Origin of the sequence: Bacillus sp. E214 (assembly GCF_008087365.1) — a bacterium.
Classification (GTDB): domain Bacteria; phylum Bacillota; class Bacilli; order Bacillales; family Pradoshiaceae; genus Pradoshia.
Window position 1 is genome coordinate 1,668,469 of the sequence record NZ_VENN01000001.1, and the last position, 17,512, is coordinate 1,685,980.

The 17,512-nt window shown below is 36.5% G+C and carries 17 protein-coding genes; 2 read left to right on the forward strand and 15 right to left on the reverse strand.

The genetic code is table 11. The features are described from left to right. Nucleotides 1-24 precede the first annotated feature (24 nt). Complete coding sequence (locus FHY47_RS07745; protein WP_066104742.1) at nt 25-999, reverse strand: cation diffusion facilitator family transporter; 975 nt, start codon at nt 997-999, stop codon at nt 25-27. Nucleotides 1,000-1,361: 362 nt separating this feature from the next. Here FHY47_RS07745 and FHY47_RS07750 point away from each other — a divergent pair, with 362 nt between their 5' ends. Both FHY47_RS07750 and FHY47_RS07755 read left to right on the forward strand, forming a co-directional pair. Further along, nucleotides 1,362-1,790 (forward strand): MarR family winged helix-turn-helix transcriptional regulator, encoded by a 429-nt coding sequence (locus FHY47_RS07750; RefSeq protein WP_175354269.1) that lies wholly within the window; start codon nt 1,362-1,364, stop codon nt 1,788-1,790. A gap of 14 nt (nt 1,791-1,804) precedes the next feature. After that, nucleotides 1,805-2,998, forward strand: coding sequence for an MFS transporter (locus tag FHY47_RS07755; RefSeq protein ID WP_066104746.1), 1,194 nt, complete (start codon nt 1,805-1,807; stop codon nt 2,996-2,998). A gap of 392 nt (nt 2,999-3,390) precedes the next feature. On the opposite strand, the gene FHY47_RS07760 is transcribed toward FHY47_RS07755, so the two are convergent. The 14 genes from FHY47_RS07760 to FHY47_RS07810 form a co-directional block, all read right to left on the reverse strand. Next, entirely contained in the window at nt 3,391-4,413 is a 1,023-nt protein-coding gene (locus FHY47_RS07760; RefSeq protein ID WP_066104749.1) for a LacI family DNA-binding transcriptional regulator, read from the reverse strand. Between the two features lie 26 nt (nt 4,414-4,439). Then, a complete protein-coding gene (locus tag FHY47_RS07765) occupies nt 4,440-5,255 on the reverse strand; it encodes a carbohydrate ABC transporter permease (RefSeq protein ID WP_139892441.1) in 816 nt (271 codons plus the stop codon). Beyond that, complete coding sequence (locus FHY47_RS07770) at nt 5,255-6,115, reverse strand: carbohydrate ABC transporter permease (protein ID WP_139892442.1); 861 nt, start codon at nt 6,113-6,115, stop codon at nt 5,255-5,257. The genes FHY47_RS07765 and FHY47_RS07770 overlap by 1 nt, the downstream gene beginning before the upstream one ends. A 116-nt stretch (nt 6,116-6,231) precedes the next feature. After that, nucleotides 6,232-7,521: an ABC transporter substrate-binding protein gene (locus FHY47_RS07775; protein WP_066104760.1), complete on the reverse strand. Its 1,290-nt coding sequence runs from the start codon at nt 7,519-7,521 to the stop codon at nt 6,232-6,234. A 399-nt stretch (nt 7,522-7,920) separates the two neighbouring features. Continuing rightward, nucleotides 7,921-8,031: a DUF6440 family protein gene (locus FHY47_RS19220; RefSeq protein ID WP_257469147.1), complete on the reverse strand. Its 111-nt coding sequence runs from the start codon at nt 8,029-8,031 to the stop codon at nt 7,921-7,923. A gap of 523 nt (nt 8,032-8,554) precedes the next feature. Continuing rightward, nucleotides 8,555-8,629, reverse strand: a complete 75-nt coding sequence (locus FHY47_RS19565; RefSeq protein ID WP_483861449.1) for an alpha-helical endospore appendage domain-containing protein — start codon at nt 8,627-8,629, stop codon at nt 8,555-8,557. 203 nt (nt 8,630-8,832) lie between these two features. After that, nucleotides 8,833-8,973 carry a hypothetical protein gene (locus FHY47_RS18910; RefSeq protein WP_187393457.1) on the reverse strand — a complete coding sequence of 47 codons (141 nt, stop codon included), beginning with the start codon at nt 8,971-8,973 and terminating at the stop codon, nt 8,833-8,835. Nucleotides 8,974-8,996: 23 nt separating this feature from the next. Further along, a complete protein-coding gene (locus FHY47_RS07785; protein ID WP_066104763.1) occupies nt 8,997-9,914 on the reverse strand; it encodes a hypothetical protein in 918 nt (305 codons plus the stop codon). A gap of 415 nt (nt 9,915-10,329) precedes the next feature. Further along, on the reverse strand, nt 10,330-11,583 hold the full coding sequence (locus FHY47_RS07790) for a S8 family peptidase (RefSeq protein WP_066104766.1): 1,254 nt from the start codon (nt 11,581-11,583) through the stop codon (nt 10,330-10,332). Between the two features lie 472 nt (nt 11,584-12,055). Beyond that, nucleotides 12,056-13,282 carry a helix-turn-helix domain-containing protein gene (locus tag FHY47_RS07795; protein WP_066104769.1) on the reverse strand — a complete coding sequence of 409 codons (1,227 nt, stop codon included), beginning with the start codon at nt 13,280-13,282 and terminating at the stop codon, nt 12,056-12,058. Between the two features lie 192 nt (nt 13,283-13,474). Further along, nucleotides 13,475-13,600 (reverse strand): hypothetical protein, encoded by a 126-nt coding sequence (locus FHY47_RS19225; RefSeq protein ID WP_257469149.1) that lies wholly within the window; start codon nt 13,598-13,600, stop codon nt 13,475-13,477. Nucleotides 13,601-13,677: 77 nt separating this feature from the next. Then, on the reverse strand, nt 13,678-15,159 hold the full coding sequence (locus tag FHY47_RS07800) for a nicotinate phosphoribosyltransferase (RefSeq protein ID WP_066104773.1): 1,482 nt from the start codon (nt 15,157-15,159) through the stop codon (nt 13,678-13,680). Nucleotides 15,160-15,176: 17 nt separating this feature from the next. Then, the gene (locus FHY47_RS07805) at nt 15,177-15,722 is read right to left on the reverse strand and encodes a cysteine hydrolase family protein (RefSeq protein WP_140462051.1); all 546 of its coding nucleotides are present in this window, start codon (nt 15,720-15,722) and stop codon (nt 15,177-15,179) included. A gap of 158 nt (nt 15,723-15,880) precedes the next feature. Then, complete coding sequence (locus tag FHY47_RS07810) at nt 15,881-17,512, reverse strand: ABC-2 family transporter permease (RefSeq protein ID WP_148630073.1); 1,632 nt, start codon at nt 17,510-17,512, stop codon at nt 15,881-15,883.

Sequence of the window (17,512 nt, forward strand, 5' to 3'; positions counted from 1 at the left end):
TACCCGTCATCAAGCGCTTTGTTTTTATTCTGCTGGCAATTTCTCAGCTTGGTTCCAATTTACCAGGCCATCGTCTTCATCGAATTCGATCATGACATCAACAACGCCCTTTTCCGCTAAGATTTGCTTTTTAAGACGATCTTTAATATCGTCCATATCGGCAACCGTTAAAGACAGGTCAATTTCGACACAGACTTCTACATGAAAATCCTCGCCCTCTTTAATTACGACTACCTTCTGAACATCCTTGATATCTTTATCAAGAAGAACCAGATCGCCAATATATTGCTCCATCAGTTCATCAGCTTCACCAAGGGCACCTGCTGCATTGTCGAAGAATACTTTACCAACTACAAATAACATCATCATGCCGATAAGAATGGAGGCAATTCCTTCAGCTGCGTGTAGGTTTGTTAAATGTGATATGACAATCGCGATGATCGCTAAAACCCCACCTGAAGTAGCAACTAGGTCTTCCAAAAACACTAGCCTAGTTGCAGGCTTCGCTTTACCAAAATAGGTGAAGCTTTTATATAAGAAAGACAAGCCTTTCGCTTCCACTCCGACTTCATGCATAATTTCCTTCATTGCTTTAACTAAAACAAAAACTTCGAGAATTACACTGATGGCTAAAACACCGATACTCACCCAAAAATAACTAGATTCACTAGGGTGTAAAATATGCATATATCCTTCTTTTATCGTTTCATAAGACATGATTCCTACTATTAATACCGCTCCCAAAAGAACCAAATTTACCAAGCGGCCAAATCCATTGGGAAAACGTTCGGTCGGTGCTTTTTTACTTAACGCTGACCCAATAAACACAAAGAATTGGTTAGCTGAATCTCCCAAACTATGAAGTGTCTCCGCGAATAATGCCACATTACCAGTAAACATATAAGCTGCACCTTTAATAATAGATATCACTAAGTTGACGATTGCTGCTGTAATTGCGCTTGTATTTCCTTTTTTTAGTAACTGAAATAATTCACCCATAGACCCTACTCCTTCAATTCAAAATAGATACATGCAGATAGAAAAACTAGATATGTAAAGATTAGGCTAGCCTCTGTAATGAAAACTAGTAAGCTATTCCATTAAGACGAGGATTTTAAAAAAATATAAAACATTTTGGATCACACTTCATTTAATTCCTATGTTTGAATTTTCTTCTTCACCTCCTAATCCCTTATCTGTTAATCTCAATTATCTCATCATTTTATTCCCCATCTCTAGTGTATTTACACTAATTTTGAAGAAACAATAATCCAAATGAATTTATTGGTGCTTTTTACTGGATTTATGATCAACACCGGCGTATAGTTACCTAGGTAACTATATTCGAGGTGGTGGTACAATTGTCTATTTCCGGGCACCAGTATTTTTTTCATCAATATTTGCAGACAGCTCGATTATTTACAAAACGATTGAATGATCAATTAGCCAAGCATGATTTATTCCACTCACAATGGGCTATTATTTATTATTTAAAGCACTATGGACCTTCCACCCTCGTGGATATTAGTAATTATTTGAATGTGGAAAAACCCACTATTACAAGAACCGTTACCAGACTGCAAGAGCGGGATATTATCGAGCAGATTCCAAGCGATAATAAACGGGAAAAAAGAATTCAATTAACAGAGGCAGGAAGAGAAATTTATATCACCTGCATACACCATGTCAGTGAATTTGAAGAAAAAGTAATGTCAAGTGTATCAGAGGATGAAATAAAAATTATGATGAAGATATTTGGCAAAATGCAGCATCAATTACAGCATGAATAAGGACGTGACTACAAATGGAGAAACCAAGACTTTGGACAAAAAACTTCCTATTAATCTCTTCAGCTAATTTATTTATCTTTTTAACATTTTACAGCTTAATGGTTACTTTAACACTTTATACAATTACTACTTTTCATACGAGCCAAAGTATAGCCGGACTCGCTTCAAGTATATTTGTTATCGGAGCTGTGCTAGTTAGGCCTATTGCTGGCAAAAGAATTGCCCTGGTCGGTGCAAAAAAAATGCTTACGATCAGTCTAGCCTTATTTTTAGCAGCAACTATTCTCTATTTTATGGCGTCGAGCCTTGCACTCTTACTAATCGTTCGATTAATCCACGGTATTTCATTTGGTTTCGCATCAACCGCTACAGGAACACTTGTGGCTGAAATATTACCTTTATCCAGAAGAGGGGAAGGTATGGGATATTTCGCGATGAGTACAAACCTGGCAATGGCTATTGGACCATTTCTAGGCTTAATGATCAGCAATTCCTTTTCTTATACAATTGTCTTTTCGGTTGCCGTTGTCTTTGCTTCGTTAAGTTTCATCTTCACGCTCTTCTTGAATGTTCCAAAGATGCAATTTACAGCTGAGCAAGTCAAGTCGATGAAAGGTCATAAAATAAGTGACTACTTTGAGCTGGCCGCACTGCCTATTGCTATTACAGCTGGGGTCATTGGATTTACATATTCCAGTATATTATCTTATTTAACTTCCTATTCTCAGGAGCTTAATTTAGTATCGACAGCAGGCTTCTTCTTTGTCATGTATTCTATTTGTCTAATACTGACGCGTCCATTTACGGGAAAATGGTTTGATATATACGGTGAAAATACAGTAATCTACCCCTCTCTAATTTTATACACAATCGGGTTGATCGTTTTAAGTCAGACAAGCCACAGTATTACATTGCTTTTAGCAGGCGCTATAATCGGTGTAGGGCTTGGCACTTTTCAATCCAGTGCACAAACTGTAGCAATCAAAATGACGTCTCCCCACCGGATTGGGCTCGCCACCTCCACATTCTTTGTCATGTATGACATTGGGATCGGGATCGGACCATTTGTTCAAGGATTTTATATTCCGGTTTCCGGTTATAGTGGGCTTTATTTAACAATGGCTGTTATCTCGTTTATAGCTATAGGCCTTTATTATGTAGCTCATGGTAAAAAAGCTACTCAAGCTTCAAGAGTTACTCAATATTAATTGAAAAAGTATCGATTCAGCTTATTCATAGCTTGCTTGAATCGATTTTTTCTATAAATGATGTTATTAACCATTCATCTGTATTCAATCAAGTCTTTTACATGCTTATTTCAATAAAAAAAGCTCAAAACAGCCATTTATTAGCCAAACAGATAAGAAATAATCTTATTCTATAGCTTTCCTTGAATATAATTGAGCGATTTTCCATAATAATTGAGCGAAAACAGCACTTAATTGAGGCGATTTCCCCTTTCCATATTTTTTAGTTATATAGCATACATCTCCCTAACTATTAAAATAGGATAAGCGCCTAAACGTATTGTATTTCTTTATCTCCATAACAAAAGCTGTCCAATCAGTTACTCGGTTGAATGATTGGACAGCTTTAAAATTCACTTTATGTTTCTGCAAGATTCCCGTTCAATAAATTGTGTTGGAACCGTCACTCTCTTTGGAAATGTGTTTGGATCCTTTATCTTTTCAATTAAACTTTTTGTTGCTTCAATACCAAGGCGAGATATATGTATTTCTATTGATGTCAGTGGCGGTCTCGAATGCTGAGAAAGAATTTGGTTATTAAAGCCGATAATGGAAAGGTCTCTTGGTACATGGATATTGAGTTTTTCCAAATAACTTAATATTTCATATCCGGTCAAATCATCTTGGGCAATGATAGCTGTTGGCATGGGATTGTAGTTAATTAGATTCTTTAGTGATTCAAAACCTTTATCATTAAATTGATGTTCGTCAATCAGATAATCCCTGCAAAATGGTAGTCCACTCTCTTCCAGCGCCTCCCTGTATCCTTTTAAACGATCAATCGTAACAGCAAAGTTTTCATTTCCTCCAATAAATGCAATATTCTTGTGTCCCATCTCTATCAAATACTTTGTAACATCTTTAGCAACTGTCACATTATCATTATCCACATAGGTAATACTTTTTTCATGCATCAAGGGTCTTCCAATTACGATGAATGGGAAATTAACTTGCTTTAAAAACTCAATCACTTCATCATTTTTACGTGAATACAAGAGTATTAACCCGTCGACCCTTTTTCCTTGAACCATGGAAACAACTTCTTCATAGATACCTTCTTGAGTAAAACTGGTTGATAAATACAAACCATATTTTTGTTCATTCGCACTTCGGCTAATGCCACGTAGAACGACTGAGAAGAAAGGATTTTTAAATGCTTGATAGGCAGTGTCAGGCATAATTACTCCTATAGCCTGTGTACTTTTCCCAGCTAAGCTTTGAGCCTGAAAATTAGGGGTATACCCCATCAGATTCATGATTTCCCGGACTCTCCGTTTTGTTTGAAGACTGATATGCGGGCTATCTTTCAGGACTCTTGACACAGTTGACGGTGCTACATTCGCTTCTCGAGCAACATCTTTAATTGTTACATCCATCAGAGCCACCCCTCAATTCGTAAATCCTATTTCACTGCACCTTCAGCTACCCCTTTAATAATTTGTTTTTGTGCAAAGAAATATCCAATGATGACAGGAATAATGGCTAAAGTTAACCCGGCTAGAGCAAGATGCCATTGTTTTGTATATTCCCCAAAGAAGAAGAACATTTTCAATGGAAGAGTCTGCATTCCTTCCTGGTTGATGACAAGGGACGGCAATAGATAGTCATTCCAAATCCAGATCGTATTTAAAATACCGACTGTAATAGAAATTGGTTTTAGCATTGGGAAGATAATATGCCAGAAGATTTGCCATTTGTTAGCTCCATCTATAGTAGCCGCTTCATCAAGCGATTGGGATATACTTTTTAATGTTCCATGATACAAGAAAATCGACAAGCTGCAACCAAAGCCAATATACATAAAGATTAAGCCAGCACGATTCAGCATTTCAAATTTCCCAAATACCGTAATTAATGGAATCATGACGGATTGGAAAGGAATCAGCATAGCTGCCACGAAAATAAAGAATAAAAACGTACTCATCTTACTTTTATTCCGTGAGAGAGCATATGCAGCCATTGAAGAAAAGATAATAATCAGACCTACACTTACAACTGTAATTAACACGGAATTAAATAGTGTTTTCAAGAAATCCAGTTGTTCGTACGCCTCCACATAGTTGTCAAAATTAAATGCTTCCGGAAGGCTTAAGACATTCGTAAACATTTCTTTTTTTGTTTTAAGCGAATTAACAATCATGATATAGAAAGGGGAGAGCCAAATTAAGGCTAATACAATCCCAGTTATTTCTAAGGGCCAGTTATGCTTTCTGCGCATTACAATTCAACCTCCCTTTTCTTGTTGATATATACTTGTGTCAAGCTGATAGATGCGACAATCAAGAAAAAGATAACTGCTTTTGCAGAGGCATAAGCCATATCGCTTTCCTTAAATGCAGTCTGGAATATTTCCATGGCGACCATTTGTGTGGAGTTATAAGGTCCCCCAGCTGTTAAGCTTAAGTTTTGATCATATAATTTAAACGTATTGGACAGCGTCAAGAACATACTAACGGTAAATGCCGGTGCTACGAGCGGGAATATGATTGCGCGTAGTTTTTGGAAATAGCTCGCCCCGTCAATCTCGGCAGCTTCAGTTAATTCTTCTGGAACACCCTCAAGATACGAAATATAGATAATCATGATATAACCGGCCATTTGCCAGCTCATCAGGATGACTAATCCCCAGAATCCAGTATTTGTAGTCGACAACCAGCCTTGTAAACCTTCATAGCCAAGGGCCACACCAACTGCGTCAAATGCTTTCGTGAAAATAAACTGCCAAATGAACCCTAAAATCAGTCCACCAATCAAGTTTGGCATAAAGAAGATTGTACGTAAGATATTATTTGATTTAATTTTTGAGGTTACAATTAAGGCTAAAACTAAACCGATCACATTGATTAAAATAATCGATACGATAGAAAACTTAACTGTGAACCACAAAGCGTCCATGAATTCTTTTTCTTGGAATATACCAATATAGTTTTGAAAACCAACAAAAGCGGTTGTTTGAATTCCATTCCAGTCCGTAAATGAGTAAAATACACCAAGTGCCAGTGGCACGAGTACGACAAGAAATAGCGATACTAGAACCGGTGTAAGGAATAACCAGTAGGAAAAACTGCGAGTACGCATTATTACCCCTCCAAAATTGTGACAAAATTTATGACCTCATCCATTATCTATGTAGCAAAACAAAGTAGCCCAACACTACTTTGTTTTGCAGTTCTATCACATATACGTAAAGGATATTAGCGTGATTCAGACCAAGATTTTTGAGATTCTTTGACTAGCTCATCCCAAGACATTTCATCACTTAAATATTTTTGTATGTTTACACCCAATTTATCTTCGCCCCAACCAGTTGGATAGCCCATAAATACCCATCCAATTGTTTTTCCTTCAGTCGCATAATCATATACTTCTCTAGATATTGGGTCTGCGATTTTACTAGAATCATATCCTTTGTAAGCAGGAATGAAGCTGAAATCTTCAAGAACTGTCTTTTTACCTTCTTCAGATGTATATAACCAATCCAAGAAGTCTTTAGATGCTTCAATAACTTTCTCATCATTGTTGCTGTTTACTCCCCAGTACATTGGAATACCAACTGGTAGAGAATCTTCTTTATAACTTTCTACAGGAATTGGTAGAATACCAACTTTTTCTTGAGCAAATTCTTCATCAATTCCGGCGATGGAACCATATACCCAGTTACCTTGTTGAATCATAGCTACCTTTCCAAGTGAGAAGTTTTCTTCTACTTGCTGTGAGTAATCAAGGCTAACAGTTGGCTGAATAGAATATTTATTGGATAAATCAATGTATGTTTTATATTGATCTCCATATTTAAAATCAACCTTGTCAGATTTGTAAGCATTCATAATATTTTCTTCAAATTCTGGAGAGATAAAGACGTTGGAAGCATGCAACCCGGTAATCCATTTTTCTTTTCCTGGTAAAGCAAATACTGCTTTAATACCAAGATCGTCTTTTTTGGTATCGATTGTTTTAACCGCCTCTTCAAGCGCTTTCATTGTTCTGATTTCTTCTGCTTTAATACCAGCTTTTTCAAAGACTTCTTTGTTATAAAGCAAGCCGTATCCTTCCTGGTTATATGGAAGACCAAGGATTTTATCATCTGTAGTTACACCATCTAGAGTTCCATCTAGTGCTTCTTTGGATGCTTTTGTATCGGATAAATCAGCTAGTTTATCTTTCCAATCTGCAACATCCTGCGGTCCGCCAACATTATAGATAGCAGGTTCCTTGCCTGAAGCAAATTTAGATTTTAAAGAAGCACCATAATCTTCCCCGCCACCAACTGTAGTAATATTAATTTCTACACCTGGATTTTCTTTTTCATATTGTTCGGCTACATCTTCAAATTGATCCTTGAATTCCACTTTAAACTGAAATACATCAATTGTTACCTTATCTTTGCTATCGGAGGAAGAGCTCTCAGATGAGCATCCCGTTAAGACAGCTGCTGCCAATAGTGAAGCTGATAAAGCACCCGCATACCATTTTTTTTGTTTCATTCTTTTACCTCGCTTCTCTCTTTATGTTTGGTTCAAGTAAACGTTTTCTATAAATATGTAAAAGACCAGTGACCTTATTCTTAAAAACTATTAATTTTCCACTTTACGAAAACGTTTGCACAAACCTTTCTTTTCCAATTTAACATATGAATGTAATATCTCAAACCTTTTTTTACTCATTTACCTATTTAATCATATAAATTATCCTGAAAAGTCAAATAATATTCACTTTTTGCGCAAACGATTTCATCTATGACTTGTCAATATTGTGAGACCAAAAAATGATTAAACTCTTTGCAACCAAAGAACGAGTGAATCAAATGGTTTTAAGTACATTTTAGATTAACGGTTAAATATATGTGTAAAAAAAGCCACCTCCATAAGGAAGTGGCCGACGCATTATTCCACTGAAGTACCAGACTCAGGTATAAAATCTTTATTAACTAAAGGTTTTCCATCTTTATCAACCATAACAGTTAATCCAGAAATAAGGCCGTTATAATGAAACATATATAGGACTCCTGTCTCATTATCACGAATTATTTTAGTAACCTCCATTTTCCTTGAGTATAAACATCCTCAAAACGTTTATTTATCACTATAACGCACTCCTTTTTTCGGTTTGTTGAAGCAGCTATCTCTATCTATAACTACTACAAAATGGTAATTGAGTCTTTTGTATTGAGCAACATACGAAAACAGCCATTGAAAAAGAACATCTTTGAAAAGCACGTTCTTTTATTACTATTTATACTAATCTTACAATCGATATGTTAGCCCCTGTCCCCTGTTTCCACAGAGACCGTACCTACTAATTGGAGAGAAATAGTCGAACCTTTCAGTTAAAGGGAGGCTTACCTCATTGGCACGTTGAAAAGATACTACTACTGACAAGGTAGATGGAACCTAGCCCAAAATGATATCTTCCAATTTCAGTTGCAGCATAATTTATGATATTACAGTTGTCCTAAGTGTTTGATTAACGCTATCATCCATCATAATAGAGTCTTCTGAATGTTATGGACAGCTTTTACTACAGTTTCTCTCCCCTTGCATTCAATATATGTGATAAACCCATAACTTCCATCGCTATGGAAGGCAGTAACATTTTAATGGCATCTTCCCGGTCAATTATTATACAAGGGTAATGTTTGGGTTGTTAGGTAAGGACATACTAGTCCCCTCTCTGTTTATAAATAAATTTCCCTTACGTTACTCTCTTTGGGATAAATGTGCAGGTATACGTTAGCCTCTTTTTGGCAAATAAAAAAATAGACCATCCAGTCAATAATAAAGATTGAGCGGAATGGACTACTTTTTAAACACCTTTTTCTCAATTGCATAACCATATTCGGCTCTCGGCTTTATTTCAATAACTTTACACTCTTTAGTGATACTCAACATTTTTGGCGATTGTCTATATTTTTCAGCACGATATTTGGCTTTGTCCATAATATAATCAGTCAATCCAATACTCACCTCTCCATAATTTCACAATCAGTTTCATAAAAATGACCACAGGCTGCTTTTTTTTCAATCCAGATGGCATATTCTATGTTTTCCAGACGATCAGATAAGGCATGATGAAGTATATACATGCATTGCTGGTCAATAGCATCAAACTCATGAGTATAACTCCAAAGAACCGTTACAAGGACGGTGTCAAAATGCTGATACGTATAAATCATGGAGTTTTTTGATGGTCCATATACAGTCGTTTGTTTATTCTTTATACAAGGCTTATCTTTATCTGCTGATATATAAGCCTGGTGTTTCCATTCTTCCGGTAAAGCCTGCCACTCATATACCCCCCAATTGATTCCTATCCTAACCTGCTCCCAGTATTCCTCCGCCATTATTTCCAGATAGAAAGCCAGTGCCTCTTTATAATCTGCCCAACCGGCTTGTTCATTATAGAAACGGTAGAGACTCATTTTATTGTTTTCGGCATAGATATTAGAAATGATTTTTAACCGTGCATATTGAAAAATTTCGACAGGGACTTGTTCCTCCAAAGGATCTTCATCCTCCAGCTCTATCTCAAACTGAAATAATCTGAAGCTCTTTAAACTCCTCGTTGCTAAAGGCACAAATAGAAATAGTAGTATCCAAATAATCAGCAACAACAGCCCTCTTCCAATAATCCGATTTGCATCTGATGTTACTATATTGGTCATCAATGCTACGAACCAACCTTTATCAAGGTTAGACAATTCTGTTACCATGAGCAGTTGTATCGGATTCATCAAGACTTCCTGATATGCCATCACTAAACTTGCCAATGTCCAGCCGGCAATACTAACTAACCCCAATTGATAAAAATAAAGCATTCCTTTCTTGGCTATCGAGCGAAATAACTCTACGCATCCTTTCATTCGAAACCATTTTTTCATTATCATCAATTCCTTTATAAGGATTTTGCTAATGGCAACTACCTAAAGGGGGATAGTAATGAATAATTAAATAGTGTAATTGTTTCGTTGTATCTGATATATCAGTCGGCTTTCAGACTCAGTTGGCTGGATTTCCGTCCAGTTCGGCTGGATTCTGTTCCATTTTGGCTGGATTCTGCTATTTATATACTCGCTTTGGCTAATTTCAGCTCCACGTCAGCAGATTTTCCTCTGCTTAAGATGAATTCCCCACAAGTTTTGTTGTTTTACATCATTTTTTTATACTTCATCTGGAAACACCTCCTAGTTTTGCAGATTCCATTGAATTCCAGATCAGATTAATCCACTCTCTCAATTAATCCTATTATCAATCAGCCTCCCAAAAATCGGGAGGCTGATTCGTAAGTTTCAATTATTATTGTACTCTTGCAAAACCGAAACCCGATGCGTAATCATCACCTGTAGCGGCTCCATATCCACCTTTAATATCAACTAACTTCGCACGTCTTTGTAATTCCGCGCGTAGCTGTGTATGAGAGTATCCTGTATTGGAAGCCCATATTTTTGCTGCCAATCCGGATACATGCGGTGTTGCCATTGAGGTTCCACTGATTGTATTATATCCACCCGTATGCCAGGTTGATTCAACTGCAGAACCTGGAGCAGAGATTTCAACATCCTTTAAGCCAATTACATAATCACCATCTGTGGATGGGTTACCTCTGGAAGAATAGTTAGCCACACGGTATGTTCCATTTTGCTGAACATTCTCAAGAGCTGCCACAGCCACTACATTCGCCAAAGCACCCGGATATCCGATTGTATTGGCAGAATAGCCGCTATTACCAGCTGCCGCAATAATTAGAACACCTTTTCCATAAGCATATGTTACAGCACTGCTAATGAGAGAGTTATTAGAGCTGGAACCAAGTGACATTGAAATAATTACTTTTGAACCTGTAGAGGATGCTTGGTCTGCCGCATGTCTAATTGCTGCTGCTATATCATCTGAATAACCAGATCCATCGTCACCCAAAACTTTATAGGCCCATACTTTGGATTGAGGGGCAACCCCATATACGCCAGTACCATTGCCAGCCACTGTTCCGGCTACATGGGTACCATGACCATTCCCATCAGCACAGGAGCCATTCACAACCGTGCTGCTTGTTTGAGTGAAATCCTTACATTGTTCAATATTGGATGAAAGACTCGCATGCGTTTTTAACACGCCTGTGTCTAAAACTGCTACTTTAATTCCACTGCCGCCTGATGTAGAAGTAAGAGAGCTATTATTATAGATTGCTTTAATTCCCCATGGCACTCGGGTTGTAGGTGCAGAAGTAGCTTTTTCTATAGCAGTTGCAGCAATTTTAAATTCAGGTACTTTTTCTACTTCGATATTTTTATTTTCCAATAGTTTCTGATATTCTTTTTCAGAAACATCTGTCGTAAATCCTTGGTTGCTGAAGTCTCGGTGTGTCCCCATATTTTTCTTTACTTTTGTTTTTTCTGACTGAGATCCCTGAATCAGAACACGATAGGTTTTCTCTGAGCTGACATCCTTTGCCTTTGCAGTCGACCTCTCCTCAGCATTTGTTCCTGAGCCAAAAGATAAAGCCATTGATACACTTAGGACAACTCCAGCAAATATCTTCCTTTTTTTCATCTTTCAGTCTCCTCTCGTTTTTTGAATTTTCTGTGAACTTTTCTTGTTGTATCGTTATTATAGTGGCTATTTTTTTCTTTGAACACGGAACAAATTAACTATTAATTCAGAATTATTATTTTCTATTTTGTCAAATAAAAAAACTTTCCCAAGTTATCAGATTAGTTTTTGTGACAAATTACTATATTTTTTGCGCTTTTTCTTACCTATCGACATTTTTCTATCCTATTTGCGACCTATTTGGCGATTAATACAAACAGGTGTTTGTACCTAGTAGAATTATATTTTCCCAATAAAATTTATGTAAATTTTCAGATAATTTAATAATCCACTAAATTAATTATGCAAAAATGAAAACAAAAAAGAACTGATTGATTGGACAATCAGTCCTTTTGACCCTCTCTAAAATGACACCATTTATACGATTGGCGGCAAAATGGGAGCTTTTCTTTTCATCTATTCTCCTCCTTAACTAGTAGTCTGTATAAATATATTGCAAGGCTTTCTGAAACTTTCCTGATTTCTTATAATAATCTGCCAAAATTTTACTAACACTGCGAATATCATTATAATGAGATTCCCCATTATATAGATAAGGAAGAGTATACTCTTCTAAATAGCTAATCGCTCTTTCTTCTTCCCCCTGAATCATATATAAATAATAATTGGGCAGCATTTGATATATTTTAGACCCGGTTTCTTGAGCTTTCTTCTTTAAGTGATGTAAATACTCTTTCGCCTGTTCCCATTCTCCCAAATAATAAGAGGTTTCTGCCAAAGCATAAAGGCTCACCATAGAAGATTGGGCATTCTCCGCTTCACAATTTACAGCTTTATAATAATAGTCTCTTGCTTCACTCAGCTCTCCTTTTTTCTGCTTTAAATAGCCAATATTATGATAGGCAATCGATAAAGTTGCCGATTCATTTAGGATCTCAGCATTTCTTTTCAAATGTTTATAGCACTCTGCTGCCACCTCATAAATGCCTGTATCGGTATAACTAATGCCGAGAATCACAAGCGTGTGCATAATTCGCTTTATATTATATTGGGCAGTAAAGGCATTTAGTGCCTCGTTAGCATAGAAGATAGCATGCCCATGCTGTTCCATATGACATTTAGCAAGTGCCAAATGATAATAAACATCCGCAGAAACACTCATCCCATCCCTGCTTGCAGAAACTAATTCCTCTAAAACTTCATTGGCCTGTCTGTACTTATTTTGGATGAGCAGACAAATAGCATGATAATAATGAAGCAAATATAGCTCCTGATAATTTAAATTCTTCTTATGTTTATCAAGCCATTTATAGTGTTGAATGGCTTTTTTAGTATCCTTAATAAATAATAAATATCTCATTTTATACAATTCATATAAAAATAAATGTGGTGTATAGGCAATGAAATCTACCAAACTATCTAACTTCCGATCAATCTCTTTTGCCTCTTCAATCTGAAAATAATTGATGCATTCAATCCATTCATCCAGCAATCTTTTCACCGTATTATTTTGTTCATAAACATTCGTTAAGTCTGCTCCTAAACGTTGTAATAATAAATGGATAGTTTGGTCATTTGCTTCCTTCTCATTATGTTCAATCTTACTTAGATGAGGTACAGAACATATGCCTTCGACCAGCTCACTTTGAGTTAATCCCTGCTTAGTCCGATAATATTTAATCAACGAACCTACTTTCATGCACCCACCCTCTTCCATTTGTTTCCAATATTATATATTTAAAAGTCAAGTTCTAACATACATCCTGAAACCTATTTTTATAATTTTCGTTCCCCTCATTTCATCATTTACCGACATTCAGTCTGATATTATAGCGGATTTTAGTCAGTAAAAATAAAAACCTGGCTATATGCCAGGTTCATTAAATATTTCTTAGCCACATTCATTCTTTTTCAGCATGGTTCGCCGTTTGCGTAATCTTATCCCTTTAATTCTAACTTGTTCTAAATCATTCGGAAGGATATTACGATACTCACGAAATAATTGTCTCCATTTCAAGGTATAAGCACTCCCTTCCTAAAATTTATTTTGAAAGCAAAAAATCCACCTTGTCTATTGGCAAGGTGGATTGCTGATTATCTCCAGTTTTTCACTTCAGCTTCTGTTTTTCTCACGTGTTCCATTATTTCCTGAATACGAACCCGTTTATTTTCCCAGCATTTTGGACTTAGATCAACCGGATATTTTTCCGGATTAAGGAACCGTTTATATTCATCCCAAAGCAAGTCCAGGTTATCCTTGGCAAATTGTTGAATAACCGTCAAGTCTGGTGTTTTATACACTAATTGCCCATCCACAAAGATGTTTTCATGCAGTGGTACTGCATCAAAATTTGTTACTTCCTTGCTAATGAAGGTATGTACAGGATGGAACATAGTCAATATTTTCTCAGAAGCAGGATTTTCATATTCGAGTGTAATATAATCCCCTTCCGATTTATTTGTTTCCTTATTAATAATCCGATACACATTCTTCATGCCAGGAGTAGTCACTTTTTCAGGATTTGCACTGATTTTGATTGTATCAACCATATCGCCGTTTTCATCTTCAATGCTGACCATTTTATATACAGCTCCTAAAGCTGGCTGGTCATAGGCCGTGATCAGTTTGGTTCCGACACCCCACATATCAATTTTGGCGCCCTGTGCTTTCAGGTTCAGGATTGTTGCTTCATCTAAATCATTGGAAGCCGTAATTAATGTATCTGTGAAGCCTGCTTCATCAAGCATTTTGCGTGCTTTCTTAGACAAGTAAGCTAAATCCCCACTATCCAAACGAATGGCTTTAAAATTAATTTTATCGCCCATTTCCTTCGCTACTCGTATGGCAGTTGGCACACCTGATTTTAATGTATCAAAGGTGTCAACAAGGAAGGTGCAATCATAATGTGATTCTGCATATTTTCGGAAGGCTGTATATTCATCCCGATAAGCCTGAACAAGCGCGTGCGCATGAGTTCCTACTACCGGAATGCCGAATTTCTTGCCAGCTCTGACATTACTGCTTGCCTGAAAACCGCCGATATAAGCGGCTCTTGTTCCCCAAATTGCCGCTTCCGTTTCCTGTGCTCTCCTTGTACCGAATTCAAACAAGGATTCACCACCAGTTACTACACTCAGACGTGATGCTTTTGTTGCAATAAGAGTTTGGTAATTAATAATATTCAATATTGCTGTTTCAACCAGCTGAGCTTCTGCAAGCGGAGCCTCAATTCGCATTAAAGGCTCATTTTCGAAAACGAGCTCGCCTTCTTTCATGCTTCTGATGGTGCCTGTAAAACGCAGTTCTTTTAAATATTCAAGGAATACTTCGTCATACTTAAGCTCTTCCCTTAAATATTGAATATCACTCTCTGTAAATTTTAAGTCTTTAATATATGTAATCACCCGTTCAAGTCCGGCAAATATGGCATAACCGTTCTTAAATGGGTTGCGCCTGAAATACACATCAAATACCGCTTTTTTATTATGAATCCCATCTTTAAAATAGGTTTCCATCATATTAATTTGGTATAGGTCTGTATGCAAAGCAAAGCTGTCGTCCGGATAATGTGTCATCAAACTTCCTCCTTCAATTACAAAACACTGGCTCCCAGCGTATTTTCAAAATGGGATAAGGCCCACTCATGACCTGCTTCATTAAAGCTCGCCACTCCATTTTTATGTATTACTATTTTAAACCCTTTATTATAGGCATCCACTGCTGTATGCAAAATACAGATATCTGTACAAACTCCTACTAAATGTAATTCCGTGATTCCGCGTTCACGCAATTTAATTTCCAAATCAGTACCAGCAAAGGCAGAGTATCGTGTTTTATCAATCCATAGCAGGTTCTCTTGTCCAATATTAGTATTATACACATTTTGAAGATTTCCAAATAATAAACGACCTTCGGTACCACGTATATTATGCGGTGGGAATAATTTACTTTCAGGGTGAAATGGATCATTCTCATCGTGTACATCAATAGCAAATACAACAAAATCTTTGTCCTCAATGAATCTTTTTGTTAAAGAAACAATGTACTCTTCAATTTCCTTTCCAGGTTTACCGCATGTTAATTTGCCAGCATCTGCTACAAAGTCATTTGTATAATCTATATTGATTAAAGCTTTCATCTCTCCACTCCCCTATCCATTTTCCATCAAATCCGCTTATCGTACGTATAGAATATCAAATTGTATTACAAAATGCCTACTTTGATTTTAAAGAAAGTCAACCACCAATAAAATAAACAGCGCTTTTTGATACGAACACAGTGGTTATTAAAATCGTATCAATCCTTTAAATCTTTAAAGTCGACCCTAAATCCATATCGCCATACAAGAATAGCTGTGATCAGCAAGACTCCCCCATATCCATATAAACCATACTCAACCTTGCTTATAAGAAAGTGAAAACCTGCAAATACGCCAAGAATGAAAAGCAGGAAAACGGTCTTAATCCCCTCATTCTCCTGTGTTGCAGAAGTTGGTTTAGAAAATGGCAATATAATTGTATATGTCCTGAACGACAGGACTGCCATTATAAATAACGTAAAGAGACCAATCAATAGATCCCAAAAGATAGCACTTCCATATATAAGAATAAATAGAAAGCTATATGCCAAATAGATGGGAAGAACATACTTGGCCATAACCGCATTCCATGTACCTATAAAGATAGACTTAGCACTCTGTAATGGAGAGGCCCTGTATATCCATGCTCCTTTATATGAATCGGTATATCGGAGTGCAATAGCAATAGTTGGAATCATAAGCGCACTGAAATAAATTGTATAATAACCGCTGCCATTTTGAATACCTTTCCATCCATTTTCCCCGAATTGATTGAGTAGTGTAATAAACGGAAAAATAATAACCATTCCAATAGATGGATATACCTTCAGTTTAAACGCCTGTTCGTTTTTCATGAGGTTTTTTGCGAAATGATAAAAGACTCGTTCTTCTTTATTTCGTAATAGGAACATTGAAAAATGACTGCGTTTCTTTTTCGATAAGGCTCCTGTATGATTAGTTAACTTTTGTAAATACTGCTCAAAGTTTTGAACATTTTTAATATAAATAATGACAGAAACAAGCGGTACAATTACAGCCAAGCTGATTAAGAGAATATATTGCCATGCAAAATTCCCATTTAGTATTACCTCAAAGGGAGCGGCATACCAAATAGGCGCAAGAATATAGCTCCACCAAGTTGGTGTAAATTCTACTTGCCTATCTACAAGGTCAAATATCCTTACCGTTAGTTGATAGCCAACAATCATTAAAATAGACAAGGAGATTTGTACATAACTGATAAAATCCTTTAATTTCTCTCCATCAAAATACTTTAAAATAACCAAGTAGATTAAAACAGTAAGCAAGACTATCCATATATCAATCAATATAATGACCAGCAAAAATAACAGACTAAAGCCAATTCCTTGAGTAACAATAGCAGCAATGAACGCAGGCGCAATAAAAATAAGGGTTATTGTGCCAAGGTAAATAATAATATGTATCAGCTTTGCCACCGAGACCGTTCTCCCATCAACCGGTCTAGACAATAAAATAGACTGATCCCGTATATCAAGCATCACATGGGAAAAATCAGATATTAAAGATGTAATGATAAAAAACATAAATACCGCAAACAACATACTCATTTGGAAAAAATAATTTTCACCCATAATAATAAAAGGAATCAGTATTAGACCCATAAGCGCATAAACCCATAAGGATTTTAAAAATTGATTTGAATCCTTACCTGTATTTCCAGACCCATCATTCATCAAAGTTGGAACTCTTCTGGCATCCATTGTAAGCTTAACCTGAAGAATTCTTCTCATAACCGGATAATCAATTCCCATCCACTGAAAGAGCTTTTGTCCTCTATCCAACACACGCAAACTCATAAATTTTTTCAT

Coding starts and splice junctions, on each gene's coding strand:
- FHY47_RS07745 (WP_066104742.1), bottom strand. CDS start 999: ATGGGTGAATTATTTCAGTTACTAAAAAAAGGAAATACAAGCGCAATT.
- FHY47_RS07755 (WP_066104746.1), top strand. CDS start 1,805: ATGGAGAAACCAAGACTTTGGACAAAAAACTTCCTATTAATCTCTTCA.
- FHY47_RS07760 (WP_066104749.1), bottom strand. CDS start 4,413: ATGGATGTAACAATTAAAGATGTTGCTCGAGAAGCGAATGTAGCACCG.
- FHY47_RS07765 (WP_139892441.1), bottom strand. CDS start 5,255: ATGCGCAGAAAGCATAACTGGCCCTTAGAAATAACTGGGATTGTATTA.
- FHY47_RS07770 (WP_139892442.1), bottom strand. CDS start 6,115: ATGCGTACTCGCAGTTTTTCCTACTGGTTATTCCTTACACCGGTTCTA.
- FHY47_RS07775 (WP_066104760.1), bottom strand. CDS start 7,521: ATGAAACAAAAAAAATGGTATGCGGGTGCTTTATCAGCTTCACTATTG.
- FHY47_RS19220 (WP_257469147.1), bottom strand. CDS start 8,031: ATGTTTCATTATAACGGCCTTATTTCTGGATTAACTGTTATGGTTGAT.
- FHY47_RS18910 (WP_187393457.1), bottom strand. CDS start 8,973: ATGGACAAAGCCAAATATCGTGCTGAAAAATATAGACAATCGCCAAAA.
- FHY47_RS07785 (WP_066104763.1), bottom strand. CDS start 9,914: ATGAAAAAATGGTTTCGAATGAAAGGATGCGTAGAGTTATTTCGCTCG.
- FHY47_RS07790 (WP_066104766.1), bottom strand. CDS start 11,583: ATGAAAAAAAGGAAGATATTTGCTGGAGTTGTCCTAAGTGTATCAATG.
- FHY47_RS07795 (WP_066104769.1), bottom strand. CDS start 13,282: ATGAAAGTAGGTTCGTTGATTAAATATTATCGGACTAAGCAGGGATTA.
- FHY47_RS07800 (WP_066104773.1), bottom strand. CDS start 15,159: ATGACACATTATCCGGACGACAGCTTTGCTTTGCATACAGACCTATAC.
- FHY47_RS07805 (WP_140462051.1), bottom strand. CDS start 15,722: ATGAAAGCTTTAATCAATATAGATTATACAAATGACTTTGTAGCAGAT.
- FHY47_RS07810 (WP_148630073.1), bottom strand. CDS start 17,512: ATGAAAAAATTTATGAGTTTGCGTGTGTTGGATAGAGGACAAAAGCTC.